A 26,996-nucleotide genomic window follows, 5' to 3' on the forward strand; every position below is an offset into this window, starting at 1 on the left:
TCAAGACCGCAAGGAGGAACCACCGTGACGATTACCGACGACCAGGAATGCGGCACGAGCGAAGACACCGAAAATCCGCCTGGCGACGAGCGGGAAGCGGCGGTGGACGCCGACGGGGAGCAAAAGGTGAACGGCCGAACCCGGCCGTGGAAACGCTACGCCCGCTATGTCCTCGTCGCTGCCGTCTACGCGGGAGCTTTCGGCCTGGCGGGCGGGCTGGGCTGGAAGCTGTGGGATGAGCATGCGGTGAGCCAGGCCGGACAGGCAGCACAGCGGACCGCGATCAACTATGCCCAGGTACTGACGAGCATCGACTCCAACCAGGTCGATCAGAACTTCTCCGCTGTACTTGACGGCGCCACAGGCGAATTCAAGGACACGTACACCAAAGCAAGCGTGCAGCTTCGGCAGTTGCTCATCGACAACAAGGCTGCCGCGCACGGCACCGTGGTGGACGCCGCGATCCAATCGCAGACGAAAAACAAGGTGGTGGTGTTGTTGATGGTCGACCAAACCGTCAGCAACGCGGTGCGTCCCGACGGCCGGGTCGACCGGAGCCGGATGAGGATCACGATGGAAAATGCCGGCGGCCGTTGGCTCGCCAGCAAAGTGGAACTACCTTAGGACGTTTCGATCATGCGGGTGATTCGGCTCTCGGCCAGTGTGGCGACGGTGGCGGCCGCGGTGCTCAGCGCACCGGCGGCATCGGCCTCGGCACAGTCGTTCTGCGGCGATCTCGGCGGCGACTGGGACGGGCAGTACTGCCACACCTCGGTGCAGTCCGAACGAAAGGCCGTCCGTGACATCAAGATAGGGCTCCCCGGTGACCTGGTCGAGAACCCCACCAGCGGGCCGCCCATCCGCGAATACCTGCGCAACCTGATGAACAACTGGCGCACCAAGGGCACCTCGATGGTCCAGGACAGTTGGGGCGAGGAGAACTACCAGGTGTTCTCGCATGGGCACGCCCTCAGTGTGGTCTTCCACGAGGACTACCACGCCGACGGCCCGGCGTTCAACAACGCTTATCGCACGTTCACCTTCGACATGGCGGGCGGAAAGCGGCTACAACTGGCCGACATCACCAAACCGGGGATCGATCCGCTGACCGCCATCCCGCCGCTAGCCGAGCCGTTCATTCAGGAGGCACTCGACCGCGCTGCATGGCAGCACAACCCGGCGACGTATCCGTTCACCGTGGACCGGTGGACGCCGGACAAGGTTTTCTCGGGCGGCTACAAGGCGTGGGCGCTGACCCCCGATGAGCTGATCCTGTACATGCCGGACTATCCGGTCGGACACGACTCCCCGATCCAGTACGGGCAATCCGAGCAGTGGTCGATGGACGGGGGCGCCGTCGAGCCTCACATTCCACTCAACGCGCTCGGCCCGGTCCTGCGTCCGGAATTCGGCGGAGCGTAACGGGGTTAGCCGTCTGATGACCTCGGGTACGACGCCGCGCCCAGCCGTGCGCGGCCAGCATGCGGGCTCCGCAAATCCGGACGTCGACCGATCGCCCGCACCGCCGCCGCTGCGGCTACGGTGATCTGTATGCCGTCGGCTGGCCGCTCGTCCGCAGATGAAGTGAAGCGGCGCCCGAAGGACCGCAAGATCCAGATCGCCCGCGCGGCCACCGATGCATTCAGCGAGCTGGGTTATCACGCGGTCAGCATGGAAAACATCGCGGCGCGGGTCGGAATCTCCGCTGCCGCGTTGTATCGCCACTCGCAGGGCAAATACGACCTGTTTCGCGACGTCTTCTTGGCGCTGGGTCAGCAACTGGTCGACGCCACGGCGTTCGCCGATGCCCTGCCCGCCGACGGCGATCCCGAGGAGCAACTCAGCGCGCTGACCGATGCGCTGATCGACACCACGATCGTCAACCGCACCGCCGGCGGGCTGTATCGGTGGGAGGGCCGCTACCTACGCGGCGACGATCAGCACGCCCTGGCCGAACAGATCAAATTGACCAACCGGCGCCTGCAGCGTCCGCTCACGAGGCTTCGGCCGAAATTGACGTCGCGGCAACGCTGGATCCTGTCGGCGGCCACGCTGAGCGTCATCGGCAGCATCACCGACCATCGGTCCCGCCTGAACAACGCCGAAATCCGTGCGGCGCTGAGCGAGATCGCGAACGCGGTGTTACGGGCCGAGTTGCCGACGCAGCGCGGTCGCGGATCCGACCGGTTGCAGGCAGCGACGCTGACCAGCGCCGCCGGAAGTTATGAGCTTCTCCTGCACGAATCGATGCGCCTGTTCAACGAGCGCGGCTATCGCGAAACCGGAATGGAAGACATCGCCGCGGCGGTGGGCATACCGGTGGCCAGCATCTATCAGTACTTTCCGGGGAAGGCCGCCATTTTGGCGGTGTACTACCGACGCGCGGCCGACCAACTCTCCGGTGACCTCTCCAGCATCCTGGCCACCAACGCCGACCCGGAACAGGCGCTCGCGCAACTCATCGAGGCCTACGTCACCCGGTCCTTCGTCAACCCCGAACTGGCCTGCGTGTACTACACCGAGCGGCACAACCTGCCGGACACAGACGCCGTGCTGCTGTACAACATTCAGCGCTCCACCGTCGAATCCTGGGCCACCCTCGCCGTCGCGGCCAACCCGGAACTCACCCTCGGCCGGGCCCGATACGCAGTCCACGCCGCGTTCGCGCTTGCGGTGGACATCGGGCGCCTGGTCTACCCCAACACCAACGCGGCCGCCGGCCTCACCGTGCGCCGCCTGATGGAGGTCACGGTGCTGGGACGACCGGCCGAAGCCTCCCGCAATGCGCCTCGCGGCGGCCGGCAGCGCCACTGACCGGGCTTCGCGGCATGGACCCTAACGAAGAATTAATCTCCACTTGCGGATTCGACATCGGGCTCGCGGATATACCCGGGTGAGCCGAACGTCTTTTTCCGGCAGTAAATCTCCGGCGTTCGGGGGCCGTGCCTGAGTGCTGCTGATCGGGCCGTCGGACTACCGATCCGCCCGAATGGACATTAACATAGATGCGTCCGGACGCCGGGCCGACCTCGCACCCGGCAGCGCCCGCGCGAAAGGCATGCCCATGCTCAGCAGGATCCGCACACTCCTGGAGTATCAATTGACCATCGCCGAACTGCTGGGCCTGGCGATACTGCTCGGTACGCCCTACCTGATCGTTGGCGTCATCTGGTCGAGCACCCACACCCAACATCTGCACGACATGCACGGCGTCGATTTGGTGGTGTCGTTTCTCGGCTCGATCGTGTCCTGGCCCGTGCTGCTGTTCGCCAACGTTTGCATGACCTAGGGGACGCCCATGATCAACCGCGGGCCGTTGGTCGTCTTCGCTGCCGTGGTGTTCCTGGTCGGGGGGCTGTTCGCCCTGTACCTTCCCGTCTTCATCGACGCTTACGATCAGTACGGCTGGCAAGTGAAGTGCGGCAACGGTTTTACGACCGACTTGACCCAGGCATCGAATGCGGTCGGCACGACGAGCAACAACGATGTCGCCCAATGTAACGACGCGCTGATGGTTCGCCGGTTGTGGGCCATCCCCGCCGCGGTCCTCGGCGGGATGGCGCTGACCTGGGAGGCAGGGGTCGCGCTCGCCCACGACCGTCGCCGGCCGACACCGCCACGGGACGAGGCGCAATCACCGCGGTGGAGCGGGACAACTTCCCGGCGGGGCGAAATGCCCTGTCAATAACTGACTTTCACACGCCAGGAGACGTTCGTGCGGGCTACCGCGTGCTCTCGTCGGGCAGGTCGTGCCGAGACTGGTGCAATCCCGGACCGTCGGGGTCCTCGTTCTGGTGCTCGAGTTGTTCCTGTAGCTTGCGCTGTTCCTCGGTCGCCTTGCGCGCGTCCTCGGGCGCCGCGGGCGGGTCGAAGTTAACTTGCTGATCCACCGAGATCTCCTTTGAAGGTCTGCAATGCCTTCAGGCAGGATCTCCCGAATGACCGGCGCCGAAACCCGGCCGAATCCCTCAATGCCGATCGCGCTGCTCACGGCATCGTGAGAATCAATATTGCTTGACCACTGCGCGCGGTGCCGTCCGCCACATTCTGTTGTCGTCGTCCAGCTGGCGGGGCGGTTCGAGAAGCAAGACGGCCAGCCCGTCGAGCAGCACCGGACGCACCCAGTCGCCCAATTCGATCATCTCGCCGGATCGGGGCCGGCGGTGCATGTCGTCGCGAGCGACGTCGATGGGTGCCAGCGCGAAAACGGTCTCGATGGTGGCCTGGTCGGGCAACTTGCGGATTCCGGGCAAAGTGATGAACAGTCCGTCGTTGCCGGACAGGTGCAGACCAATTGCCGCGAGTGCGCCGGTCATACCCTCCCGGGTGCCGCCATGCCCGGATAGGTGTACGCCTAGCGCCGGAGCGAGCTCACGAGCCTCGTTGGCGTGCAGTACTTCTCGCTTGGCGCGGCGACCGAACTCGATTAGCTGTGCCGTGGCGGCGGCGAGTTCGCCGGGAACGGCGACGGCAAGCCCAGGGTCGGCGTCGGGTGGGCATACCCGTTCCAGGAATTGCCCGGCGAGTTCGGTGATTCGGGTTCGCACCGCGTGCGGATCGCCGTCGGGGCTCCGCCAGGCCAGGCATGCGCTCGAATTATGGGACGTATACGGGATCCGATCGTCGACGAGCAGCTGGTGCCGGGTTGCGCCCGCGGGGGAGCCGAGGCCCGCCGCGTGCAGCTCGTGTAGCAGGGCGCGGGCCCGCCGCCCGGTGCCGGGCGTGTGGGGGTTGTCGGTGTCGTCGATCCCGATGAGCAGGTCCACACCGGCCAGCGCGGTGCGGCCGGTCATGGATTGACCACGAGGTCGGTGACGTCGCGAACCCACTGATCACGGCCGAGTTTTGCGCCAGTGAGCTTGAGTGTCTGGCGTTTGGTGAACGCGAGAATGGTCTGATCGTCCAGCCCAGCGACGGCCAGGGTCTGGGCTGGGTCGCGCCCTTGCACTCGGACCCTGATGGCGTCGGTCGCGCCCGCGGCGTCGAGGATCGACCGCACGCTGGGTCCCGTCTGGACCTGCGCGCCGTGCGATTGCGGCGTCGCGACCTCCAGCTGAGGGAGCTGCTGGAGCTGCGGGAAGGTGAATCGATCGAGCACCCGGTGGTTCTCCTCCACGACAAGCTGAACCTCGACCTCGGATGCGCCGCACCCGACGAGCACAGCGCTCACGGCGAAAACCGCAAATTTCCTAACAACGCCAGTATTTCCGCGCATTCACGGGCCCAATCCTGTGAATAATCCGTAAGTAAGGATCAGTGTAGGCGCTGACGCTTATGCTTTCGGAATGACCGTGATGCAGCGACCGGCGGCGGGGTACGTGGCCGTCCGGGAGGTGATGTTGCCCCTGATTGCAATCGGCGTCATCGTCGCTTCTTCCGATATCCGGATTCCAGTGGGCCTCCCAGGGCACCGTGGATTGATTTGGTTGACCGTGCTGGTGGCCGTTGCGCTGGTGACGGCGCGGCGTGAGGCGGTGCTGGCGGTCGGGGCGGTGTCATCGATCGCGGCATTGCCGATGCACGGGTTGAGCGATCCGCTGTGGAGCAGTCGTTATGTGGCCGCGGCGGCGCTGCTGTATGCCGCGGGCTCGCTTTCGGTGGTGTGGCGGCGCCGCTGGTTACTGGCGGTGGCTGCTGCGCCCATTCACCTTGTTGCGCTTATGAGTTCGCTCTTTTCGTGGCACGCCGGACCCGGTATGTCGGCATGGGCGTCGAACGGGGTGCTCGAGCGGGCAGGCTGGCATCTGGTGTTCGGCTTCGTGGCCGGTCTGCTCGCCTGGGTGGTGGCACTTGGTCTGGATCGGGCCCAGCCGTCGAGCACGGCCGGTGTGTTTTTCGACAGAAGCAGTTACGAGGAGCGGCCGCTATGACGTTGCGAGTGATTCCGGAGGGCCTGGCCGCGACGAGTGCCGCGGTCGACGTGATCACCGCCCAACTGGCGGCCGCGCACGCGGCGGCGGCGCCGGTGGTCTCGGTGGTGGTTCCGCCGGCGGCCGATCCCGTATCGCTGGCGGCCGCCGCCGTGTTCAGCGAACGGGGCAGCCAGCATTCGGCCGCGGCAGCCAAGGGCGTCGAGGTATTGGGCCGGGCCGGGTTAGGGGTGAGTCTGGCCGGCGTCGGCTACGCCGCGGGCGATGTCGCGGGTGCGGCGGGCTATCTGGGCGCCGGCTGACGATGACCGCGCCGGTGTGGATGGCCCTTCCACCAGAAGTGCACTCGGCGCTGCTGAGCAGCGGCCCGGGGCCGGGTCCGTTACTTGCGGCCGCGGCGACGTGGACGTCGTTGAGCACCCAATATGATTCGGCGGCAACGGAATTGACGGCCGTGCTGACAGCATCCGTTCCGGTTTGGGATGGCCCGACCGCCGAAAGGTACATTGCCGCCCACATGCCATATGTGGCCTGGCTGGAGCTGGCCGGTGCGTTGAGCGCGGAGGAGGCGGCCCAACATCAGGCGGTGGCCACCGCATACACGGCCGCCCTGGCCGCGATGCCGACGCTGCCGGAATTGGCCGCCAACCATGCCGCGCACGCGGTCTTGGTGACCACGAATTTCTTTGGGGTGAACACGGTTCCTATCGCGCTCAACGAGGCGGACTACGCGCGGATGTGGACTCAGGCGGCCACCACCATGACCACCTACCAGGCGACGACCGACGCCGTGCAGATGAGCAGCGCCGCCGGATCGGGCACCGGGGGGAAGGCAGGTAGCGGCAGCGGGTCTGGGACCGGCACGGGGACGGGCACGGGAACAGGAACCGGCACCGGAACGGGAACGGGAGCGGGAGCGGGAAGCGGTACCGGCGGAGGGACCGGCGCGGGTGGAGGGGGCGGCACCGGCTCCTTCCAGCTGCCCACGCCGGAAGAGATCTGGGAAATGCTTTTCGGGCCCGATGGTGAACAGATCCCCGGGCAGGGGCAGCCCAACTGGAGCCCGTCGGAGTACCTGCAGAACCTGGGGAACTTCGTCAACGGCAACGCACAAGCCGTGGCCTGGCTCCAGCAGAACCTCCAAGGCCTGCTCAACCCATCGCAATTCCCGGCCCTGATCACGTATTTCATCGAGTGGCAGCTCTACCGGATCGTCAACTGGACGATCCGGACGCTGCGGTTCATCCTGCAGGAGCTGCCGCTGCTGCTGCAGGTCGGTTTGAGCCTGTCCATCAACTACTTGGGAGGCCTGGCCGGCCTGGCGGGTTTAGCGGGCCTGACCGCGGTGCCCGCGTCGGCGGGCGTTCCCGCTCCCGCGGCCGTGCCGCAGCCCGCCGCGGTGAGCGTGCAACCACCGGTGGTGCCGGCCGCTCCGGCGATGGCTCCGATGGCCCCGAACAGCCCGGTGGCACCGGCGACCTCGGTCGCCACGACTCCCGCGCCCGTGGCCTCCGCGGTCGCGGCGCCACCGGCGCCGCCCACACCCCCCGCCCCGGTGACCGGAGCCGAGGGCTTCGGTTACATGGTGGGCGGCGTTGGCCTCGGCATGGAGGCGAAGGCGCAGACCCGGACCAGAAGCGCGTTACCCGCCGCACAGACCGCGGCGTCGGCGGCGGGCGTCCAAGCGGTGGAGCAGGCCCAGGGGCGCCTACGCCGGCGTCCACGCTCGGTAGTCGACCCCGGCTACCGCTACGAATTCATCGAGACCGACGAAACATCCGTCGCCGTGGCGTCAGCGTCGCCCGATCGGCCTCGGCCCTCGGACACCGGGGGCTTGATACAGGGCTTCACCGGGACGATGCCCAAGCCCGACGTGCGCGCGGCGGGCCTGATCACGTTGGCCGGCAACGAGTCCGGCGACGGCGCCCGAATGCCGATGCTGCCGGAGAGCTGGGACCGTTACTAGGCCGTGCGCTGCAATGCGCCGCTAGCCCAGATGCGCGGACAGTAACCAGGCGCCCACGGACTTGCGGCCGTTGTCCTCGTCGCGAATGTCGGCACCCGCGAAGGCCTCAAAGCCCTCCAGGAAGCTCTCGGGCACGTTGGCGTGGATGCGGGCCGGCCGGATCTCGTCGATCACCCAGTACTTGGACACCACATCGCGCAGCTCGTCCTCGGTGACGGCATTGACCGGGCCATCGGCCGGCAGGGCGGCACGGTCGAAGACCAGCACGAAGTACGAAGCTCCCGGTGCGGCGGCCCGCACGATCGACTGCTGATAACCTTCGCGCAGTTCCACGGGCATCGAGTGGAAAAGGGTGCTGTCGACGATGGTTCCGAAGCGGCCGTCGTAGCCGGTGAAGGCGCTGATGTCCGCGACATCGAAGGTGGCGTTGGTCAAACCGCGCCGGGCGGCGTTCTCGGTTGCCAAGGAGATGGCGGTGGGTGACTGGTCCAGGCCGACCGTGGTGAAACCGCGCTCGGCGAGGTACAGCGACACCGCTGCCTCTCCGCACCCGGCATCGAGCACGTCGCCGTGGAACTTGCCGTCCTCGATGAGCGCCGCGATCTCTGGCTGCGGCTCGCCGATGCTCCACGGCGGCCGGTTGCCCTTGCCCATCTCCGGAGCCTCGCCCCGGTAGGCGGATTCGAACATCCCTTGAGTGGCTTGAGTCATGCCACCGTTTATATCAACATAACTGATATATGTCAATGGAATTGATATAATGGGCCCGCAGGCAGTCGCGATGGATCGCCGGCGAAATAAATTGCCGCACCGGCAAACCCGGCCGCTCGGCGGCCGGGCCCGGTCGATAGTGGATGCGCCTACTTGAGTGTCGCCGTGAGGTAGCCGGATGCGTCACCGAATGAGGCCAATTCGTCGTTCGGCACCGCGAAGCCGTGTGCGCCGAACGCCTGCTCGGTTGTCCGTACATCGATCTGCCAATTATGTGCGGCCAGGTATTCGGCGGCAGTATTGCGCTCGCCGGTGTAGAACAACTCGGCCAGATTGATGTCCGAGCCGATGCGCCGAGACCGTTCGGTCAGCTTCTTTGCCCAGTCCGAGGGGATGTTGCGCAGGTCCATGTGTTCGGTGGCGATGCGGCTGCCCGGCGCCGACGCGGCGACGATGTTGTCGAACAATCGATCCTGCGCCTCGGGCGGCAGGTACACGAGCAGTCCCTCCGCGCTCCACGCGGTCGGCCTGTCAGCGTCGAATCCGGCCGCCGCGAGGGCCGACGGCCAGTCGTCGCGCAGGTCGATCGACACCGTGCGGCGCTCGGCCGTGGGTGTGGCGCCCAAGTCGGCCAGAGTGCGCGTCTTGAATTCGATCACCTCCGGCTGGTCGATCTCGTAGACAACCGTGCCCGCGGGCCAGGGCAGCCGGTACGCTCTGGTGTCCAAGCCGGACGCCAAGATGACGGCCTGCTGGATGCCCGAGTCGGTCGCTTGCACGAAGAAGTCATCGAAGAACCGGGTGCGCACCGTGATCTGCTCCCGCACGGCCTGGCGGTTCAGCAGCGGATCGTCGCTGCGGTCAAGCTGGTTGTCGAGGAGCTTGATGAAGACCTCGCTGCCCACCGCGCGGACGAGTGGGTCGGCCCAGGGGTCGTTCAGCAGAGCGTCCGGGCCTTGGGAAGCAATCGCCCGCTGCGCGGCGACCGCTGTCGCGGTGGCTCCGACGCTGGACGCCAGATCCCAGGTGTCGTTCTCGGTGCGGGCCACGCCCAACTCCTTTCCGCGACTTCCGCGCGATTAGTTAGCTCATATAAGTGACGAGTCAACTGTACGCGCCGCGCGGCACGCAGCGGTTCGAGCGGCGCCGGCCGCCGACGGCGGGACCCGGGGAATGCATTAGCAGCGCCCGGGTGTTCGCTGTAGGTATGGCTGAAGAAATCGAGTTGAGCCCAAGGGGCTGGGTGCGCGATCAGACCGAACGTATCTTGAGTCAGGGCACGACCGATGGAGTCGAGGTTTTCGACCGGCCCGTCGTTCTGCTGACCATCACCGGGGCGAAGTCCGGCAAGCAGCGCTACGTACCGCTGATGCGGGTCGAAAAGGATGGCCGCTACGTGATCGTCGCCTCACATGGCGGCGCTCCCGAACATCCCGTTTGGTACTTCAACCTGAAGGCGAATCCGACGGTGACACTGCAAGATGGCGACAAGGTTGTCACGTTGACGGCTCGCGAGCTCGAGGGTGCCGAGCGCGAGGAGTGGTGGCAGCGGGCCGTTGAGGCGTTTCCTCCCTATGCGGAATACAAGTCCAAGACGGCACGGCAGATCCCGGTTCTCGTTCTGGAGTAATTACCTTTTGTCCTGTGGCCTGATGCACGCGACGAGTATCGAAAAATTTGCGTTCGATATGGGCTCGGCCCGTCCGGTTGACCCCTTGCGCTCGTCCCACCCTACCTTCGAACGCATAGGCCGGGCATGCCCAGCCGGACAATGATGTTTGTGGCATCAATCCTGCATGGCATTTGGATTCTGCTCTTCGCCGTACCGTTCGCGGGGCTCGTCGAAAAGATCCCCACGGCGGCCCTTGCCGGCTTGCTCATCGTTATCGGCATCGAGTTGTTGAAACCCGCACATATCGAAACCGCTTTGCGTAACGGTGATCTCGCTGTGTACCTGGTGACCGTCGCCAGCGTCGTCTTCCTCAACCTGCTGCACGGCGTCATGATCGGACTCGCGCTGGCCGTCGCGGTGACCGGATGCGGGTGGTGCGAGCCAGGATCGAGGCCAAGCCGGTCGGTGACGGGTGGCACGTCGTCGTCGAGGGCGCGTGTACCTTCCTGGCCCTGCCCCGGCTGACGGGCGTCCTGGCGTCCGTCCCCGAACGAACGTCGGTGACCATCCACCTGCTGACGAATTATCTCGATCACGCGGCACACCAGGCGATCAGCGACTGGCAACGACGGCACTGCGCGACCGGCGGACAGGTACATGTTCGCGACTCTGTCGACGCGAGTGCATCTGACGGCCTTTCCGCCAGTGGCCTCATGGAACCCGTTGGCCCCGTTAGGAAATCATCGAAGGCCAACCGCCGCAACGTGCACCTGAGCCTGGTCGAGGAATTGTCGGCGTCGGCCGGCAAGTAAGGCCGGCGCCAATACTTCAGGTCGTTGGCGACCTGCTCCAAGGCGGCGAGGTGTTTGTCGATACTTCGCGCGCAACCGCAAACGCGGCATGCTGGTGCGCTCAGCAAGAGATTTGGGGGGCGGTGCCGTCTTCTCACCTCTCGGCAAGTGGTCGCTCGAAGCGACTGTTCTGGTGTGGTACCCGGGGGAATGGCCGACACCGCCGGGTTGACCAACCACGGCCGTTGTCGGGATATTCCACGGCCGGATGACCGAGCCCGGTACTGCCGTCAAGGATGATGTACTCGTGACGGTGAAGAAGGTCAGTGGGGTGCTGAGGGTCGGTGAGATGGAGCCGACGTTCGAACAAGAGTTGGCCGCGCGATACGAGATTCCGAAGCTGCCCGACGGCGCCGCGCGAACCGAATTCCTGGCCGGGCACGGCGCCGACGTGCGGGTGCTGGTGACGTCGGGATCGTCCGGCGTCGATGCCGCCACGATCGCGGCGCTGCCCAACCTGGAGGTCATCGTCAACAACGGGGCCGGGGTGGATCTGATCGACCTGGGTGCGGCGAAACGCCGCGGCATCGGTGTGAGCAATACCCCCGATGTGTTGTCGGACACCGTCGCCGACACGGCGCTGGGCCTGATTTTGATGACACTGCGCCGCTTCGGTGCCGCCGATCGCTATGTGCGCGCCGGCCGATGGGCGCGCGAAGGGCCGTTTCCCTACGCCAGGGACGTCAGCGGCCTGCAGGTCGGCATCTTGGGCCTGGGCAGGATCGGTTCGGCGATCGCCACCCGGTTGCTCGGATTCGACTGCGCCATCGCCTATCACAACCGCCGCCGCGTCGACGGATCGCCATTCCGCTACGCGGAGTCGCGTGTCGAGCTCGCCGAGTCGGTGGACGTCCTGGTCGTCGCCACCACGGGCGACCCCAACACGCACAAGCTGGTCGACCGTGCCGTGCTGCAGGCCTTGGGTCCCGAGGGTTACCTGATCAACATCGCGCGGGGCAGCGTCGTCGATCAGGACGCGCTGGTGGAATTGCTGGTCGCCGGGGAACTGGCGGGAGCGGGGCTGGACGTCTTCGCCGAAGAGCCGCAGGTGCCGGCCGAGCTGTTCGACCTGGACAACGTGGTGCTTCTCCCGCATATCGGCAGCGCCACCGCGCGGACTCGGCGGGCCATGGCACTGCTGGCGATCCGCAATCTCGACGGTTACCTGGACACCGGAGAACTGGTCACACCCGTTCTCGCGCCGCGCCGCTAGGGCCGAACAAGACGCACCCGGGCGAGTGACCTGGTGATTCTGGACGGCTACTCATCTGTGGCCTAAGCGATACTCCCGGCAGGTTATCGCCGGAACCGCAACTGGGTATGCGGCTTTTATGAGTCCACTATTGTCGGAGACTGCCACGCCGGTGCGGCTGACGCTCGCCGGCGCAGCCCGCCCCGATACGGTGGCGGAGTGGCGTCGTGCGCTGCAACGGTGGCTGCAGCACGAGGTGCACGCGTCGGAGGAAATTCGTGAGGACGTCGTCCTGGGAGTCAACGAGGCGTTGGCGAATTGTGTTGAGCACGCTTATCGCTCGCATCACCAGGTCGGCGTGATGAAACTTCAGGCCAGCTACGACCCCGAGACCGAGTCGGTTCGGGTCTGCATCAGTGACCGTGGAAGTTGGCGAAACCCCTCGTCGAGGCATCCCAACGATCCCCACGCGTCGCGCGGCATCATGCTGATGCACAACCTCGCCGACCACTGCACCATTCATGCCCGCCCCAATGGCACCAGCGTCTACCTGGATTACGCCACCGACGCGGAGCATGCCGGTCACCGCCAGGGCTGAAGCCGCCGTCCCGCTCGAGATCAGGCGCCTGAGCGCGCCGTCGGCGTGAACACCACCGGCATCTTTTGCAGACCGCTGACAAAGTTGGCCGGCCGCAGCGGCAGGGGATCGTCCGACGCCAGCCGCAGATCCGGAAGGCGTTTCAGCAGCCGCTCGAGCATCATCGACAGCTCCAGCCGTGCCAACTGGTTGCCCAGGCAGAAGTGGGTTCCGAACCCAAATGCCAGATGGTTGTTGGGATATCGGTCAATGCGGAAATTCTCCGGATCGCCGAACACCGCCTCGTCGAAGTTAGCCGATTCGAACAGCAAGATGATCTTTTCGCCCTGCTTGAGCTGCGCGCCGTGGAAGTCCAGGTCCGCGGTCAGGGTGCGGGCCATGTTCTTGACCGGGGCGGTCCACCGCAGCATCTCCTCGATCGCGTTGGGTAGCAGGGCCACGTCTTCGATCAGATGCCGGTGCTGTGACGGGTGGCGCAGGATCTGCGCGGTGCCACCGGACAGCGTGTGCCGGGTGGTCTCGTCGCCGCCGATCAACAGCAACAGCACCTCGGTGACGATTTCGTGGTCGGCCAGCTTCTCGCCGCCCACCTCCGCGTGCACTAGCACGCTGACCAGGTCATCGGTTGGATCCGCCTTGCGCGCCGCGATCATGCCCGTCATGTATTCGGCGTAAGCGGCGAATGCATCCACCGAGACCTGGAAGTCCTCTTGTGCAGTCGTGCTGCTGAGCAGGGTCACCATGTCGTCGGACCAGCGCAGGAACATCTGGCGTTCCTCCGGAAGCACCCCGAGCATGTCTCCGATCACCGCCATGGGAAGAGGTGCGGCGAGATCCCAGACGAAGTCGCACTCGCCCCGTTCGCAGACGTTGTCGATCAGCGCATCGCACAACGCGCCGATCGAGTATTCCCTGTCCTTCACGCGTTTGCGGGTAAAGCCCGCGTTGACCAGCTTGCGCCGCAGCAGATGAGTCGGGTCGTCCATCGCGATCATCATCGGTGGCGCGTCCTGGTCGGGCCGTATACCGCCGGCGTTCGAGAACAACTCCGGCGCTCGCTCGGCGTCTATCACCGCTTGATAGGTCGCCGCAGCCGCCAGCCTGTTGCGGTCTCGAAAGACCGGTTCGTTCTCGCGCATCCATCGATAGACCGGCCGCGAGTCGCCCGCATAGAAGGCGCCGTCGGTCAGATCGACGTCGGGCCGCATCTGGTTGCCCATCTCAATGGTGCTCGGCACGGCTCACCCCTCTCCCCGCAGGCACTGACTTACCGTGGACCTTACAGTAGGCGCTGTGGTATTCCCCACAAAAAGTTTCGGCGCGGTCGGCTTGAATTGACGCCCCGGATGGCGGGCCACCACTCCGACCCCCGCCTGTGGCGCAGCTAACGCTTCGCACCGCGGCGGCACGACCCGCGAAATGGGTATAAGACCGTTTCTCCGGTCGTTCAACTACGAGGAATTCACCATGAACCAGACAATCCAGCGACAGCTCGGCAAAACCGACAGTCCGATCGAGGACGAGCTCGAGGACGCCTTCAGCAGGATGCTGAGCGAGGGGACTCAGCGCCTGCACCGTAGCTGGCGGGGCGTCCTGATCACCGGATTTTTCGGGGGCACCGAGGTAGCGCTGGGCGTGCTCGCCTATCTGTCGGTGCTGGACGCCTCCCACCGCCCGCTGCTCGCCGGATTGGCGTTCTCCATCGGCTTTTTGGCCCTGCTGCTGGGCCGCAGCGAGCTGTTCACCGAGGGTTTCATCATCCCCGTCGTCACGGTGGCGGCCAAGCGCGCCAGCCTCGCACAGCTGCTCAAATTGTGGGGCGGTACGATGTTCGCCAACCTTGCCGGCGGCTGGGTGATCATGTGGCTGATCATGACGGGGTTTCCCGAGTTGCATTCGCAGACGGTCGAATCCGCGACTCACTTCGCCGCCGCGCCACTGTCGGTACAGAGTTTCTGTCTGGCGGTGCTTGGCGGAATGGTGATCACGTTGATGACCCGGATGCAGCACGGCACCGACTCGGTGCCGGGCAAGATAGCCGCAGCCATCGCGGCGGCGTTCCTGCTCGCCGGGTTGCGGTTGTTCCACTCAATCCTGGACTCGCTGCTCATCTTTGGCGCCCTTGTCACCGGGAAAGCCCCGTTCGGCTACCTCGACTGGTTGGGCTGGTTCAGCTACACCGTGGTCGGAAATTTAGCTGGCGGCTTGCTGTTCGTCACGCTGCTGCGGTTGCTGCGCAGCAAGGATCGGTTGGAGGAGGAGCGAGCCGAAGCCACCGACGCCGATGCCCCGTGAGCGACGGACCGCTCGCGGTCATCGCATCAAAGCGTGATGAATCAGGCGTCGCAACGCATCTCAGATGCCCCCGATGAGTTCCAGATCCTTCAAGGATGCCTCCAGATGGTCGAGCATCCGCTGTAGGTGCGGGACGCTGCGCCGGCATCCGACCAGACCGAAGTCGAGGTTGTCGGCGTTGTTGGTCACGGTGATGTTGACCGCCTGGCCGTCGAGCGGGATGGACAGCGGATAGTTTCCATCCAAACGCGCTCCGCGCCAATACAGCTGGTCGGAGTTACCGGTCGACACGTTCGAGATGACGATGTTGAACGGCGGTGAGGCCGCCGACAGATAGCCGGGGATCAGACCGAAGAACAGTCCCCCGATGTTGAAGGCGGACAGCGCCAACTGTTGAACCGGAGGCAGCTGCCAGAACACCTCTTTGGTCTGCTGGATGGACGCGCTGATCGTCTCGAGCCGCTTGGCTGGGTCGTCGAGGTCGGTGGCGAGGTTGCACAGGAAGGTCCCGACGTTGTTCCCGCCGCGGTCGTCGTCGTCCTTGCGCAGATTGACCGGAACCATCGCCGTGAGCGGCGCGTCCGGCAGGGCGTTCTGATCGAGGAGGTAGGCGCGCAGGGCGCCGGCGGACATGGCAAGGATGACGTCGTTGACCGTCGTACCGGTGGCGGCCTTGACCGCTTTGATGCGCTCCAGCGAATAGGACTGTGCCGCAACCCGCCGGGCGCCACCGATTCGGACGTTGAACATGGAGCGCGGCGCCCGGAACGGCAGGGTCAGTTGTTGTTCGAGCAGCGCGGCGCGCGCGAGCTTGAGCGTGGACGGCGCCAAGGCGAGCGCCGACCCCGCGGTGTGCCCGACCCGGCCAAACAGGGACGACCGGTGCGGCCGGCCGCCGTGTTTCCGCGGACCCAGGTCCCACGGAACCCGCACCTCGTCGTCGTCTGGGTCGGCCGTGAAGGCGCGCTGCATCAGGCGCAGCGCCGAGACACCGTCCATGAGGGAGTGGTGATACTTCGTGTAGACCGCATACCGCCCGTCCTGCAGGCCCTCCACGAGGTGCGCTTCCCACATCGGACGGTGCCGGTCGAGCAGGCCACCGTGCAGCCGGGAAGCCAGCTCGAGCAGGTCACGGACCCGCCCGGGTTCGGGAAGAGCGGACCGGCGGAGGTGGTAATCGAGCTCGACCTCCTTATCGAAGGACCACGCGACATTGGTGACGCCGCCGAAGAAGGCCGGATGCTTACGGAAGGACGGCTGCACGTCCGTGCACTGAAGCATCGCCTGGTAGGCGTCGCGCACGAAGTGGGGACCGGCGTCCGCCGGGGGTTCGAAGAGTTGCAGCGAGCCCACGTGCATCGGATGCTCGCGTGACTCGCCGATGAGGAACAACGCGTCCATCGGTGATATCGGTTCCATAGTCGTTCCCATCCACTCCGCTGCGCCGTCCATCCAGCACATGCCCCCTTCGTATTAGCCGCAGGAAGCGATTGCTAATCGCGATGGAGCGTTCGGACTCGCGTGGGGCGGGGCGCTTGCGTGCGGGTTCGTTGGGGTATTGACGCTCAAAAGGGGGTGAAGATGCCGGCGGATGCGGGTTGTCCCAAGCGGATGCAGTTCGGGCCGTGCGGCGGGGTGCGACCGGACGGACAGTGCGAGATGCTCCCGAGTCCATGCGTGTTCGATGACGTGGTGCCGTGGTCGGGGCAGCGCCCGGCGCCCCGTCCCGCGCGCGCTCCGCGGGTACTCGCCGACTTCAGCGCTGCCCCATTCGATCCCGACGACATCGCGGCCACGGCGGCCGTTCTGGCGCCCGGCTGCGACGCCGTCCTCGTCGGCGAGCATCAGAACAAACCCGACTTCCCTCCCACGCTCATGGCATCGCTGTTGCTCGACGCCGGCGTGACGCCGTGGATCACGTTGTCGTGCCGGGACCGCAACCGGGTGGTGCTCGAGCAGGAGTTGAGGGGACTGCGCAGCATCGACGTCGACACGGTGTTGTGCGTGACCGGCGACGGACGCGGATACGACGTGCGGCCAGACGTCACCCAGACGTTCGACCTCGACGGGCCCCGCCTGGTGTCGCTGGCCGCCTCGGTGGGCATGGTCGCGGCGGTGCCTGAAACGCCCACCGCTCCGCCCGTACACCGTCGGCCCGCCCGGTTGGTCGAGAAGCAGCGAGCCGGAGCGAGCCTGGCCGTCCTGAACCATGTGCCTTTTCCCGACATGGTCGCCGACTTCATGAAGACGGCGCGATCGGCCGGCTTGACGATTCCGGTGATCGCGGCGGTCGCGGTGTTCACCGACAGCATCTCGGCGGCGGTGCTGGAAGGCTTACCCGGACTGGAACTCGATCCCGCTGTGACGCAACGGGTTTTGAGCGCGCCGGATCCGGTGGCCGCCGGCATCGCGGCTGCGGTGAGCGAGGCGCGAGCGCTGCTGGCAATTGAGGGCGTCGAGGGCGTCAACGTCTCCGGGCTGGCGTCCGCGTCGGGCCCCCGCGTCGGTGCGGAGATCAAGGCGGAGGTCGGTCGCCGCATCCGGGAGGAAACGATGCCGAGGAGCGGGCGCTGATGACGCGCGCCGGCGACGATGCAGAGCGGAGCGGTGAGGAGGAGCGGCGCTGATGACGCGCGCCGGCGACGATGCAGAGCGGAGCGGTGAGGAGGAGCGGCGCTGATGACGCGCGCCGGCGACGATGCAGAGCGGAGCGATGAGGAGGAGCGGCGCTGATGACTGAAGCGATGGAGGCCGAGTTCGACACCGTCGCCGAATGGACCGCACAGGTCGCGGCCGAACTCGGGCCCGACTACCACCTGCCCGCCGGCTGCCGGGGAAGCGGCAGCCCGGCCGCCCTCGACTGGCTCATCGAGCGGATGGAGCTCACACCGCATGCCACGCTGCTCGACTCCGGTGCCGGCGTGGGTGGCCCTGCCGCGTATGCCGCGCGAGCGAGCGCGGTGCGGCCCGTTCTCGTCGAGCCGGAGACGGGGGCGTGCCGCGCGGCGCAGAAATTGTTCGGCCTTCCGGTGGTGTGCGCAATGGGATCGGCTTTGCCGATGAGGGACTCGAGTTGTGACGCCGCCTGGTCGCTGGGCGTGTTGTGCACGACGCCGGATCAAGTGGCGCTGCTCACGGAGTTGCGCCGCGTGGTACGGCCGGCCGGGCGCATCGGGCTGCTGGTTTTCGTCGCGCACCGGGACATACCGTCAAACACCTTGGAAGGCAATCACTTTCCGACGCCAAGTGGATTGCGTGACTTGCTGACCAGGGCTGCACTTCACGTCGAAGAGTGGCTCGGCACGGCGGCCCTTCCGCCGATCGCCGACTCGTGGAACGAGCGTGTCGACACCGTGGAGAGCGTCCTGCGCGATCGGCATGGGCACACGCAGGCCTGGCAGCTGGCCGAACGTCAAAGTTCGAGGATCGGTCGGCTGCTCGAGGATGGCACCCTGACCGGCGAGTTGTTGGTGCTGCGTCACGCCTGAACGACCACGCGAGATCACATCATGCGCGAAGCGCGGCAAGGATCCCGACCCGCCCGGCATCGGCTTCGCTCCGCAAGACGGTGGTGCTCAGATCGAACTTCACACCGGGGACCGCCTCGTTCACCGACGGGTTGCCGGTCCACCACGTGATGCGGCACCGGCGATGGCTGATCCTCCAATCGTCGCGCGTGTCGTAGCTGCCGATCATTGGTTCTCCCCGGGGTGCGGTGACCGATGTCAGCACATTGTCACCGAGCCGGAGACCGGCGGCTAGCGCCCGGTGGCCTGGAAGATGACCCGCCGCGCGATCTGGACCGCGTGGTCGGCGAAGCGTTCGTAGAACCGGCCCAACAGGGTGGCATCCACGGCGGCGGCGACCCCCTGCGCCCAACCGGAATCCTTGAGCACCGCCAACAGCTGGTGATGCAGCTCGTCCATCGCGTCGTCTTCGTGGCGAATCTGGGCGGCCCCGCGCGGATCCTGCGATACCAGCACTTGCCGCGCTCCGAGTGCCAGCGCTTCGGCCGCTTCACCCATGGCGGCGACGTAGGGGCGCACCTCGGCGGCGACGGCCGGATAGGGGTGGCGGCGGCGGGCGATCTCGGCGATGTGCACCGCCAGCTCGACCATCCGTCGCGCGTCCGCGGCGATCCGCAGCGCGCTGACGACCGCGCGCAGGTCGGTAGCCACCGGCGCCTGCAATGCCAGCAAACCGAACGCGGTTTCCTCGACGTGCGCGTCGAGGGCGACGATGCTGCGTTGGCGGGCGATGACGGATTCGGCCGTAATCAGATCGGCTCCCAGCAGCGCCTCGCCGGCCTGGCCTATCGCCTCGGTGGCCATCGTGCACATGTCAGCGAGCTGGTCGGTCAGCATGTCCAGCTGATGGTGGAAACCGGTTCTCATCTTCAAGGAATAGCCCGCCACCGCCAAATAAACGCCCACGCGCGGAACGGCAGAGGATCCTGCCGGGGTTGCCCGCTAGCTGATGTCCTCGGCGAGCGCGCGCGCCTCCCGCTCGGATTCGACGGCGGGCCCGGAACCGGGCAACGGCTTGCCGGCGACTTCCGGGGTGAACAGCAACGTGACGGCTCCCACCACGCCGCCGAAGATCAGCATGTACGCGGGCACCATCACGTTGCCGGTACCGGACACCAGCGCCTGGGCGATCAGCGGCGTGATACCCCCGACGAGGGAAATCGAAATGTTGTACGAAATCGCCAGCGCGCCGTAGCGCACGTTGGTGGGAAACAGGGCCGGGAGCATGGCCGGCCCGGTGCTGTCGAAGCACAATTCCATCAGACCGATCAGCAGCACGCCCAGGAAGATCACCGGGTACACGCCACCGAAGCGGATCAGCAGGAATGCCGGGATGGAGGCCACGATCAGCAGCCCGCAGCCCGTCCACATGATGGGTTTGACGCCGATGCGGTCGGACAGGCCGGCGACGAGCACCACCGTGACCATCAAAATCGCCAACGTCGACACGATCATGACCAGTCCTGCGGTGTGCCCGACGCGCACGAAGAGCCTGAGGTACGTCGGCAGATACCCGGTGAGCATGAAGTCGGCCACCTGGGAGGTCAGCACCAGCGCCGCGCAGATCAGCATCGGGCGCCACTGGGACGCGATCGTGCGCAGAACTTGCTGTCGGCCTTGGCCGCCCGACACGGAAGCTCCTTCATTCGCGCTCTGGTAGGCGGAGGACTCCTTGAGCCGGAGGCGCAGGTACAGCGCGACCAGGCCGAAGGGCAGGCCCAGCAACAGCGGAATCCGCCAGCCATACGTGAGCATGGCTTCGTCCGGCAGCCAGGTCTGTAACCCCGTCACCAACAACCCGGCCAGGACGAATCCGACCAGGTTGCCCATCGGCAAAAATCCGACCATCAGGCCGCGCCTGTGGTCGGGGGCCTGTTCGACGAGATAGGTCATCGCACCGACATACTCACCACCGGTCGACAGGCCCTGAAATATTCGCGCGATGACGAGCAGGATCGGCGCCCAGATGCCGATGGTGCTGTAGGTGGGCAGCAAGCCGGTCATGGTGGTGCTCACCGTCATCATGAGGATGGTGACCACCAGCACCCGGTGACGTCCGATGCGGTCACCCAGCGGGCCGAAAATGAACCCGCCGAGCGGGCGCACCACGAACGCCGCCGCCAGCGTGCCGAAAGTCGCGATGAGGTGGACTCCGCTGACGCTCTTGCCCGGGTAGAACACCTGGGCGATGGTGGTGGCGATATAGCCGTAAACCCCGAAGTCGTACCACTCCATGAAGTTGCCGATGGCGGTACCCATGATGGTTTGGCGCATCGCCGGATCGGCGACCCTGATGTCCTTACGTGCCCATTTCCTCCGGCGGCGGCGAATAACCATCGAATGGTGGCTTACCCGAAACATTCTCGGGACGAACCAGCGGGGTCGGTTAATTGCGTCTTTCGTCGGGTTCGCGGCGGGCCGCGGCGACGATCCGGCGGGGCTGTGGCCGACTGGGATCGGGTCCAAAAAGTGCCAGCTCGTCGGGCGTCGACGGTGCCTGTGGCGACGGCATCGGGGCGCCGCTGGAGCCGGGTTTGGTTATTCGCGTCACGTTCGATCAGGGTGACGGTGGCTCATTGGCCTTTCAGGCTCCCGATGCGCAGCGAGAAGTCGGTGCGTTTGGGCGGCGGTGAGTCCTCGAACTGCTCGACGTAGCGACGGGGGTCGCGATCGGCGATCGGCAGCCCCTCGGTGGTGGGGTGCTCGGCCATGAACTCGCTGTATTGGCGCCCGAGCGCTTCGCGAAGCCCGACGGGAGCGTTGCGGCGGAAGTCCGACAGCCCTTCGCGTTCCTCCTCGCCCATGTGATCGTCGTTGGCCTGCCGGGTGCGCCCCACCGCGGCCCACCATTGCTCACTGCCGAGTGCGGCGGCGTTGGCCTCGCGCACGCCGTCGCGTATGTCGTTGTGATCGCCGATCGCGTCCAGCGTCTCGCCTTCGGCGTCCGCGCCGCCGCGCTTCAGCAACTGCGGGTAGAAGATCTTTTCCTCGATGTAGGCGTGCACATCCAGCTTGTCGGCGAGCGGACCCCACACGCGTTCGAGCGCGGCCTGATCGTCCGGTCGCTGCGCCTGCAGATCATCCAGCCGCGCGAACTGTTCGCGGAACCACTCATGGTCGGCAAGGATCAACCTGGTGATGTCAGCCATTGGAGGGTCCCGCCTGTCTGAATGCCGGTCAGCCGGGGCGTACCCGGTTTATAAGCTGAGGTAACAGCCCGACGCGGGATCCGTCAACCGCATTCATCGGCAGGCTTACGACTTTTGGCCGAGTTATTCTGCGCCGCATAAGGATTACCAATTTGACGTTCGCGTAAGTCATCTGTTGGCCGTGCGTCGCCGGCATTACCGCCGGTCCGCGTTCGTCGGCACCGGGGCTCTGAACAGGAACTCAGGGGAAAGGCGCGGTTGTCGGGGCGGATACACTGGGGGCCGTCAGTCAGGCGATCAGCTTCGATCGCACCCGTGAAACCAAAAGAATCAGTCAGAGGTTGTGCCTTGTCCGAAAACCCCGGCGATGCCGTCAGCTTGGAACCGCATTTCGAGGACGTACAAGCGCACTACGACCTCTCCGACGAGTTCTTCGCCTTATTCCTAGACCCGACGCGGACCTACAGCTGCGCCTACTTCGAGCGCGACGACATGACGCTGGAAGAAGCGCAGTTCGCCAAGGTCGACCTCTCGCTGGGCAAGCTTGGGCTGCAACCCGGCATGACGTTGCTCGACATCGGGTGCGGGTGGGGCACCACGATCGTCCGCGCGCTCGAGCGCTATGACGTCAACGTCGTCGGTCTCACGCTGAGCCGCAACCAGCAGGCACACGTGCAGCGTCGTCTGGACAGCCATCCTTCGCAGCGATCCAAGCGAGTGCTGCTGCAAGGCTGGGAGCAGTTCGACGAGAAGGTCGACCGCATCGTGTCGATCGGCGCCTTCGAACACTTCGGACGTGACCGGTACGACGAATTCTTCAAAACGGCCTACGAAGCTCTGCCGGCCGACGGCGTCATGATGCTGCACACCATCATCAAGCCCAGCGATGAGGAGTTCGCCGAGCGCGGGCTGCCCATCACCATGACCAAGCTGCGTTTCATGAAATTCATCATGGACGAGATCTTCCCGGGCGGAGACCTTCCGCAGGCCAAGGGTGTCGTGCAGCACGCGGAGCGCGCCGGTTTCGGTGTGAAGCTGATCCAGCCGCTGCGCCTGCATTACGCGCGCACGCTCGACACCTGGTCGGCCGCGCTCGAGGCGCACCGCGACGAGGCCATCGCGATCCAGTCCGAAGAGGTCTACGACCGGTACATGAAGTACCTGACCGGGTGCGCGGACCTGTTCCGCGAGGGCTACACCGACGTCGCGCAGTTCACCCTGACCAAGGGCTGACGGCGATTCGAGGACCTGGCCGGTCGGGCTTCCGATTGGTCGGGGTGCGGTTTACCGGCGCAATTTCGCGGGTAATTCCACGGCAACAACCTGATTCGGTGGGCGCCGATGTCCTTTGGTGCAAACGCCGCTGGGAGGACTGACCGTGAGCGCCAAACACCGCATGCCGGAGCAACCCGAGCGCCAGCCGACGTCGACCGATCGTAGTCGGCGCCGTGGGCTGTGCGGCGCCGCCACGGTGTGCGAGATCGCCTCTGCTTCGCTGCTGGGTGCCGCCTGCCTGATGGCGCTGGTGCTCAACGGACCCCAACCCGAGAAGCGGACTGTCGCCGCCAGTCTCGAGCCGCCCGCCGTCGCGCAACCGGTAAGTCAAGAAGGAACCGTGGTGGCCGTCACGGCGGACTCGGTGACCATGCGCAGCGCCGACGGGCACATCCAGACGTATCGCTTCACCCCGAACACCACGGTCGTGACCCACGGCGCCCGCCAATCCATCACCACTGCACCGCATTTCACGGTCAATGACAAAGTCGTTGTGGTCGGCACGATCGAGGGCGGTACGGCGCTGGCTACCGCGGTGGCCTACCGCGGGGCCGGGCATGGTGAGGCTCCGCCGATGGATTACGCTGACGGGCAAGCGCTTCCGTCCGGTGCCGCCTGAGGTCGAATTCGGAGCCCGCCTGTGACAGCTGGGCGTTGCTCGCCGCGGCGGTCTGTTTCCGGCCTAGTCTGGTAGAGATCCGGACACAGGAGGCGCCATGAGCGAGCACGAAGCAAAGATGATCATTCTGTCGACCGACGACCTGGATGAGTCGATCCGGTTCTACAGCGAGACCCTGGGCATGCCATTGAAGTTCCGCGACGGCGCGCACTTCGCGGCCCTCGACGCGGGCCCGGTCACGCTGGCCCTGGCGACCGCGGTCGACCATCCCATTCCGGGGCAGGTGGTGGTCGGCATCAAGACCGCGGACGTCGACGCCGCGGCAAGGGCTGTCGAGGCCAGCGGCGGCGGCATCGTGAAGGGCCCCTACGACGATGCCCACGAACGACGCGCCGTCGTCTACGACAACAAGGGAAACGGCTTGGTCTTCTACAAACCCCTGGCCCGGTAACACAGCGTCTACGAAAGTGCCGGAGCGAGGCTACTTTCCGGTGCGCTCGCGGTGCGTGCATCCCGGCCAGCAACACGGCCGGCGCTTGCCCTCTTCCAGCTCCTCCTGGGTCCGGCGGATGCGGCGCTCTCGGGTCGCCTGCTGCTTGGCATCCTCGACCCAACAGATGAACTCGTTTCGTGCCAGCGGCGTGATGTCCTTCCAGGCGGCAAGTGCGGTGGCGTTGCCGATCAGCGAGTCGCGCAGATCCGCCGGCACCTTGTGCACCACCCCGCCAGGCACGCGCTGGCCGCTCACTGGCCGACCAACTGCGCGCTGTCGTTGTGTAATTCGTTGCGGCGCAACGTCATCGGCGTGAGAGCGGGGACGTCGGCTCCTGCGATCACGGCGCGGGTGATCGGGGTGAGCGCCCGGAACAGCGTCTCGACCTCGTCGTCGCTGAGCGCGTCGAGTGCGGACAGGGCCAGCGTGTCGGTGGTCAATTCGATGTGGTCCTTGAGTTCCCGTCCGGCTGCGGTCAGCGTTCCGTCGTCGTCGAGCACCCCCCGCTCGGCAAGCCGTTGCTCGTGTTGACGCCAGGATGTCTCGTCGTAGTCACGGGTGCGGGCGAGGTAGTCGCGGGAGACGTTGCCCGCCGCGGCATGCAAGACGTTGGATTCCCGGCCGGAGATGCCGGCGGCGGCCAGCACCGCCACGTGCGCGTCGCCACGTTGTTCGCGCAGCAGCGTGGTGGCGTGCCATAGCGCGGACAGCGGGTCGTCCGGCCAGGGCAGCGCCAGGTTCGCGGCGAACAGCGGACGCGCGTCGAGCGGAGCCTGGCGGGCCGCTCTGCCCGCCAGTTCGGCTGCGACGCGGACGTTTTCGTCTGATCCCAGGCCATAGCGGCGTAGCGCCGCCACCGCGGACTCCTGCCGAGCCTGCAATGCGGCCTGCGGACCCGCGATCTCCCATGCCGCCGGCAGTGCCTTGGCGACCCGTTCGGGTGCGAAGTTGTAGAACACCGCGGTGACCATCTCCCGCGGAACCATGCCCAGCGGCGCCGAGCGTGCCGCGAAATAGCCCATCCAGAAACCCCGGTAGCCCAGCGCATCCAACGCCGCCCGCGCCTCGGGCGCGAAATACGTCACCGCGTGCACCGGCTCGTATCGATCGAAGAAGCGTCGGGCCAGCACCGGTTGTCGTCGCATGCTGGCAGTTAACCACCGGCGCCCGCCACGACCAAGGACGGACCTGTGCGGCACGCCAAGCGTCTCAGCCTAGGCTCGAGAAGTGACCATCCCTTATGACCAGCCACTGCGCGAGCGGATTCGAGGCAATCTGGCCGGCCACGAGCGCCGCGTGGTGACCGACCCGACGAAGCGGCACGCGGCCGTCGCGGTGGTGCTCGTCGACTCCGAGGTGGGGGAGGACCGGGTGGATCCGGTGTCGGTGGACGATTGGAATGCCGGTCGCCCGATGCCCGCGGCACACCTGGACGGTCGCATGGTCGATGTGTCCGGCGGCGCGGCGTTTCTGCTGTGCCGCAGGGCCTCTCGACTCAACTCGCATGCGGCGCAGTGGGCCCTCCCGGGCGGCCGGCTCGATCCGGGCGAGACAGTGGTCGACGCGGCGCTGCGCGAACTGCACGAGGAGGTCGGCATCGAGCTGCCCGATTCGGCGGTGCTGGGTTTGCTCGACGACTACCCCACCCGTTCCGGATACGTGATCACCCCGGTGGTGGTGTGGGGAGACGGACGGCTCGAACCGCATCCGGCCCCCGACGAAGTTGTGGCCGTCTACCGGGTGGGGCTACACCAGCTCCTGCGCGACGACTCGCCACGCTTCATCGACATCCCGGAAAGCCCGCGACCGGTCGTGCAAATCCCGTTGGGTAACGACCTCATCCACGCGCCCACCGGCGCCGTGCTGCTGCAGTTGCGATGGTTGTGCCTGGAAGGGCGAGCCGATCCGGTCGACGGGTTGGAACAACCGGTTTTCGCGTGGAAGTAGTAGGTGCGGGGCTCGCTTCAGCGTCGGCCCGGCGCACCGAACAGCAAGTCCGCCAATTCGTTCAGCGAGGTGCCCGAGACGTCCCAGGCGTCCAAGGGCTCGGGACCCGGTTCCCGGCCCAGCCCGTTTTCCCCTGGCCGCGCGACGAAACCCGTGGCCAGGCCGCTCTTCTGGGCCGCCGCGAGGTCGGAGGGGTGCGCCGCCACCAGCATCACTTCACCGGGGTCCAGACCCAGCAGCCGGACGGGAGTTTGGTAGGCACGCGGATCGGGCTTGAAGGCCTTGCTGACGTCGGAACCGAGCACCACATCCCAGGGCAGGCCCGCGTACTTCGCCATATCGACGAGCAGTCCGGTGTTGCCGTTGGACAGCGGCCCGACGACGGCGTGTTGCTTCATAGCAGCGATGCCGTCGACGCTGTCCGGCCACGGTGGCAGCCAACGCCACGACCGGGCGAGCGCCTCCACCTCGTCACCGGGCAGCGCGTCGGTGGTGATTCCGAACTTCTCGAAGGAAGCGAGCAGGTTTTCTCGGTGCAGAACGTCCAGCGACACGAATTCCCGCAGGCCCGAGCGGACTTCGGACATTGAGGGCACGTACCGGCTACGCCATTCCACCGCGAATGCGTCTGGGTCGAGGGTGATGTTATGGCGTCGTGCGAAATGCCGCACCGAGTCGGCGATCCCGGCACGCCAATCGACGACCGTTCCGAAGGTATCGAACAGAACGGCGCGGACTGCCCGGCCGGTCGAGGGCGATCGGTAAACGGCCATTCCTCAGGCTAGCGCCGCGCGCGGCGGCACGGCGGGCACCGACAGTAATCTCGCCGTTGAGGATTGCAACCTGGGACGGGGCATGGCAAGCGCCGATCTGTGGCACGACGTGCTGCTG

General features: G+C 66.2%; 32 protein-coding genes and 1 pseudogene. 19 read left to right on the plus strand and 14 right to left on the minus strand.

Translation table 11 applies throughout. The features are described from left to right. Window positions 1-24: 24 nt before the first annotated feature. The 5 genes from G6N50_RS21480 to G6N50_RS21500 all read left to right on the plus strand — a co-directional run bounded on the left by G6N50_RS21480 (window position 25) and on the right by G6N50_RS21500 (window position 3,688). Window positions 25-624, plus strand: a complete 600-nt coding sequence (locus G6N50_RS21480) for an Mce protein (RefSeq protein ID WP_083094397.1) — start codon at window positions 25-27, stop codon at window positions 622-624. A 12-nt stretch (window positions 625-636) separates the two neighbouring features. Continuing rightward, on the plus strand, window positions 637-1,422 hold the full coding sequence (locus tag G6N50_RS21485; protein ID WP_083094396.1) for a mannan-binding family protein: 786 nt from the start codon (window positions 637-639) through the stop codon (window positions 1,420-1,422). A gap of 162 nt (window positions 1,423-1,584) precedes the next feature. Next, window positions 1,585-2,814: a TetR/AcrR family transcriptional regulator gene (locus tag G6N50_RS21490; protein ID WP_179970174.1), complete on the plus strand. Its 1,230-nt coding sequence runs from the start codon at window positions 1,585-1,587 to the stop codon at window positions 2,812-2,814. Window positions 2,815-3,064: 250 nt separating this feature from the next. Then, a complete protein-coding gene (locus tag G6N50_RS21495) occupies window positions 3,065-3,289 on the plus strand; it encodes a hypothetical protein (RefSeq protein ID WP_066995650.1) in 225 nt (74 codons plus the stop codon). A gap of 12 nt (window positions 3,290-3,301) precedes the next feature. Continuing rightward, window positions 3,302-3,688: a hypothetical protein gene (locus tag G6N50_RS21500; protein ID WP_372509888.1), complete on the plus strand. Its 387-nt coding sequence runs from the start codon at window positions 3,302-3,304 to the stop codon at window positions 3,686-3,688. 34 nt (window positions 3,689-3,722) lie between these two features. Here the strand turns inward: G6N50_RS21500 and G6N50_RS28900 are convergent, their stop codons facing one another. From G6N50_RS28900 to G6N50_RS21510, 3 genes are all read right to left on the minus strand, one after another. Further along, window positions 3,723-3,890 (minus strand): hypothetical protein, encoded by a 168-nt coding sequence (locus G6N50_RS28900; RefSeq protein WP_169926947.1) that lies wholly within the window; start codon window positions 3,888-3,890, stop codon window positions 3,723-3,725. 114 nt (window positions 3,891-4,004) lie between these two features. Then, on the minus strand, window positions 4,005-4,793 hold the full coding sequence (locus tag G6N50_RS21505) for a hypothetical protein (RefSeq protein ID WP_083094393.1): 789 nt from the start codon (window positions 4,791-4,793) through the stop codon (window positions 4,005-4,007). Further along, a complete protein-coding gene (locus G6N50_RS21510) occupies window positions 4,790-5,215 on the minus strand; it encodes a hypothetical protein (protein WP_083094392.1) in 426 nt (141 codons plus the stop codon). The genes G6N50_RS21505 and G6N50_RS21510 overlap by 4 nt, the downstream gene beginning before the upstream one ends. A gap of 70 nt (window positions 5,216-5,285) precedes the next feature. Between G6N50_RS21510 and G6N50_RS21515 the strand changes: the two genes are divergently transcribed. From G6N50_RS21515 to G6N50_RS21525, 3 genes are read left to right on the plus strand one after another with little or no spacing between them, the layout of a single operon-like run. Further along, entirely contained in the window at window positions 5,286-5,870 is a 585-nt protein-coding gene (locus G6N50_RS21515; protein ID WP_083094391.1) for a hypothetical protein, read from the plus strand. Beyond that, on the plus strand, window positions 5,867-6,172 hold the full coding sequence (locus tag G6N50_RS21520; protein ID WP_083094390.1) for a PE domain-containing protein: 306 nt from the start codon (window positions 5,867-5,869) through the stop codon (window positions 6,170-6,172). Before G6N50_RS21515 ends, G6N50_RS21520 begins: the two co-directional genes overlap by 4 nt. Window positions 6,173-6,174: 2 nt before the next feature. After that, window positions 6,175-7,836, plus strand: a complete 1,662-nt coding sequence (locus G6N50_RS21525; RefSeq protein ID WP_179970048.1) for a PPE family protein — start codon at window positions 6,175-6,177, stop codon at window positions 7,834-7,836. Window positions 7,837-7,857: 21 nt separating this feature from the next. On the opposite strand, the gene G6N50_RS21530 is transcribed toward G6N50_RS21525, so the two are convergent. Further along, complete coding sequence (locus tag G6N50_RS21530) at window positions 7,858-8,547, minus strand: class I SAM-dependent methyltransferase (RefSeq protein ID WP_083094389.1); 690 nt, start codon at window positions 8,545-8,547, stop codon at window positions 7,858-7,860. Window positions 8,548-8,696: 149 nt separating this feature from the next. Next, complete coding sequence (locus tag G6N50_RS21535; protein WP_083094388.1) at window positions 8,697-9,596, minus strand: class I SAM-dependent methyltransferase; 900 nt, start codon at window positions 9,594-9,596, stop codon at window positions 8,697-8,699. A 158-nt stretch (window positions 9,597-9,754) separates the two neighbouring features. On the opposite strand from G6N50_RS21535, the gene G6N50_RS21540 reads away from it, so the two are divergent. The 4 genes and pseudogenes from G6N50_RS21540 to G6N50_RS21555 all read left to right on the plus strand — a co-directional run bounded on the left by G6N50_RS21540 (window position 9,755) and on the right by G6N50_RS21555 (window position 12,800). Then, the gene (locus G6N50_RS21540; RefSeq protein WP_083094387.1) at window positions 9,755-10,177 is read left to right on the plus strand and encodes a nitroreductase family deazaflavin-dependent oxidoreductase; all 423 of its coding nucleotides are present in this window, start codon (window positions 9,755-9,757) and stop codon (window positions 10,175-10,177) included. Between the two features lie 153 nt (window positions 10,178-10,330). Continuing rightward, window positions 10,331-10,971, plus strand: a pseudogene (locus G6N50_RS21545) (SulP family inorganic anion transporter); the annotation flags it as partial. Window positions 10,972-11,257: 286 nt separating this feature from the next. Further along, window positions 11,258-12,223: a 2-hydroxyacid dehydrogenase gene (locus G6N50_RS21550; RefSeq protein ID WP_083094560.1), complete on the plus strand. Its 966-nt coding sequence runs from the start codon at window positions 11,258-11,260 to the stop codon at window positions 12,221-12,223. A gap of 151 nt (window positions 12,224-12,374) precedes the next feature. Beyond that, complete coding sequence (locus G6N50_RS21555) at window positions 12,375-12,800, plus strand: ATP-binding protein (protein ID WP_179970176.1); 426 nt, start codon at window positions 12,375-12,377, stop codon at window positions 12,798-12,800. Between the two features lie 20 nt (window positions 12,801-12,820). Here the strand turns inward: G6N50_RS21555 and G6N50_RS21560 are convergent, their stop codons facing one another. Next, window positions 12,821-14,008, minus strand: coding sequence for a cytochrome P450 (locus tag G6N50_RS21560; protein WP_179970177.1), 1,188 nt, complete (start codon window positions 14,006-14,008; stop codon window positions 12,821-12,823). Between the two features lie 259 nt (window positions 14,009-14,267). On the opposite strand from G6N50_RS21560, the gene G6N50_RS21565 reads away from it, so the two are divergent. Continuing rightward, window positions 14,268-15,095 carry a formate/nitrite transporter family protein gene (locus G6N50_RS21565; RefSeq protein WP_083094559.1) on the plus strand — a complete coding sequence of 276 codons (828 nt, stop codon included), beginning with the start codon at window positions 14,268-14,270 and terminating at the stop codon, window positions 15,093-15,095. A gap of 60 nt (window positions 15,096-15,155) precedes the next feature. Here the strand turns inward: G6N50_RS21565 and G6N50_RS21570 are convergent, their stop codons facing one another. Then, complete coding sequence (locus tag G6N50_RS21570) at window positions 15,156-16,514, minus strand: WS/DGAT/MGAT family O-acyltransferase (RefSeq protein WP_083094558.1); 1,359 nt, start codon at window positions 16,512-16,514, stop codon at window positions 15,156-15,158. A 162-nt stretch (window positions 16,515-16,676) separates the two neighbouring features. On the opposite strand from G6N50_RS21570, the gene G6N50_RS21575 reads away from it, so the two are divergent. Both G6N50_RS21575 and G6N50_RS21580 read left to right on the plus strand, forming a co-directional pair. Beyond that, entirely contained in the window at window positions 16,677-17,669 is a 993-nt protein-coding gene (locus G6N50_RS21575) for a methylenetetrahydrofolate reductase (protein ID WP_083094557.1), read from the plus strand. 158 nt (window positions 17,670-17,827) lie between these two features. Further along, window positions 17,828-18,583: a class I SAM-dependent methyltransferase gene (locus G6N50_RS21580; RefSeq protein WP_169926946.1), complete on the plus strand. Its 756-nt coding sequence runs from the start codon at window positions 17,828-17,830 to the stop codon at window positions 18,581-18,583. A gap of 19 nt (window positions 18,584-18,602) precedes the next feature. On the opposite strand, the gene G6N50_RS21585 is transcribed toward G6N50_RS21580, so the two are convergent. The 4 genes from G6N50_RS21585 to G6N50_RS21600 all read right to left on the minus strand — a co-directional run bounded on the left by G6N50_RS21585 (window position 18,603) and on the right by G6N50_RS21600 (window position 21,771). Beyond that, a complete protein-coding gene (locus tag G6N50_RS21585) occupies window positions 18,603-18,791 on the minus strand; it encodes a hypothetical protein (protein ID WP_083094383.1) in 189 nt (62 codons plus the stop codon). A 62-nt stretch (window positions 18,792-18,853) separates the two neighbouring features. Next, complete coding sequence (phoU, locus tag G6N50_RS21590) at window positions 18,854-19,489, minus strand: phosphate signaling complex protein PhoU (protein ID WP_083094556.1); 636 nt, start codon at window positions 19,487-19,489, stop codon at window positions 18,854-18,856. 75 nt (window positions 19,490-19,564) lie between these two features. After that, window positions 19,565-20,896, minus strand: coding sequence for an MFS transporter (locus G6N50_RS21595; RefSeq protein WP_083094382.1), 1,332 nt, complete (start codon window positions 20,894-20,896; stop codon window positions 19,565-19,567). A 299-nt stretch (window positions 20,897-21,195) separates the two neighbouring features. Continuing rightward, a complete protein-coding gene (locus G6N50_RS21600) occupies window positions 21,196-21,771 on the minus strand; it encodes a hemerythrin domain-containing protein (RefSeq protein ID WP_083094381.1) in 576 nt (191 codons plus the stop codon). A gap of 348 nt (window positions 21,772-22,119) precedes the next feature. On the opposite strand from G6N50_RS21600, the gene G6N50_RS21605 reads away from it, so the two are divergent. From G6N50_RS21605 to G6N50_RS21615, 3 genes are all read left to right on the plus strand, one after another. Next, the gene (locus G6N50_RS21605; protein ID WP_083094380.1) at window positions 22,120-23,004 is read left to right on the plus strand and encodes a cyclopropane mycolic acid synthase family methyltransferase; all 885 of its coding nucleotides are present in this window, start codon (window positions 22,120-22,122) and stop codon (window positions 23,002-23,004) included. Between the two features lie 145 nt (window positions 23,005-23,149). Further along, on the plus strand, window positions 23,150-23,665 hold the full coding sequence (locus G6N50_RS21610) for a hypothetical protein (protein WP_083094555.1): 516 nt from the start codon (window positions 23,150-23,152) through the stop codon (window positions 23,663-23,665). A 97-nt stretch (window positions 23,666-23,762) separates the two neighbouring features. Further along, entirely contained in the window at window positions 23,763-24,116 is a 354-nt protein-coding gene (locus G6N50_RS21615) for a VOC family protein (RefSeq protein ID WP_067828285.1), read from the plus strand. Between the two features lie 30 nt (window positions 24,117-24,146). Here the strand turns inward: G6N50_RS21615 and G6N50_RS21620 are convergent, their stop codons facing one another. After that, the gene (locus G6N50_RS21620) at window positions 24,147-24,413 is read right to left on the minus strand and encodes a YdeI/OmpD-associated family protein (RefSeq protein ID WP_083094379.1); all 267 of its coding nucleotides are present in this window, start codon (window positions 24,411-24,413) and stop codon (window positions 24,147-24,149) included. After that, entirely contained in the window at window positions 24,410-25,303 is an 894-nt protein-coding gene (locus G6N50_RS21625) for an SCO6745 family protein (RefSeq protein ID WP_083094378.1), read from the minus strand. The genes G6N50_RS21620 and G6N50_RS21625 overlap by 4 nt, the downstream gene beginning before the upstream one ends. Window positions 25,304-25,385: 82 nt before the next feature. Between G6N50_RS21625 and G6N50_RS21630 the strand changes: the two genes are divergently transcribed. Beyond that, window positions 25,386-26,105, plus strand: coding sequence for an NUDIX hydrolase (locus tag G6N50_RS21630; protein ID WP_083094377.1), 720 nt, complete (start codon window positions 25,386-25,388; stop codon window positions 26,103-26,105). Between the two features lie 17 nt (window positions 26,106-26,122). Here the strand turns inward: G6N50_RS21630 and G6N50_RS21635 are convergent, their stop codons facing one another. Next, the gene (locus G6N50_RS21635) at window positions 26,123-26,878 is read right to left on the minus strand and encodes a haloacid dehalogenase type II (protein WP_083094376.1); all 756 of its coding nucleotides are present in this window, start codon (window positions 26,876-26,878) and stop codon (window positions 26,123-26,125) included. Window positions 26,879-26,996: the final 118 nt, after the last annotated feature.

Source organism: Mycobacterium mantenii, from assembly GCF_010731775.1.
Taxonomy (GTDB): domain Bacteria; phylum Actinomycetota; class Actinomycetes; order Mycobacteriales; family Mycobacteriaceae; genus Mycobacterium; species Mycobacterium mantenii.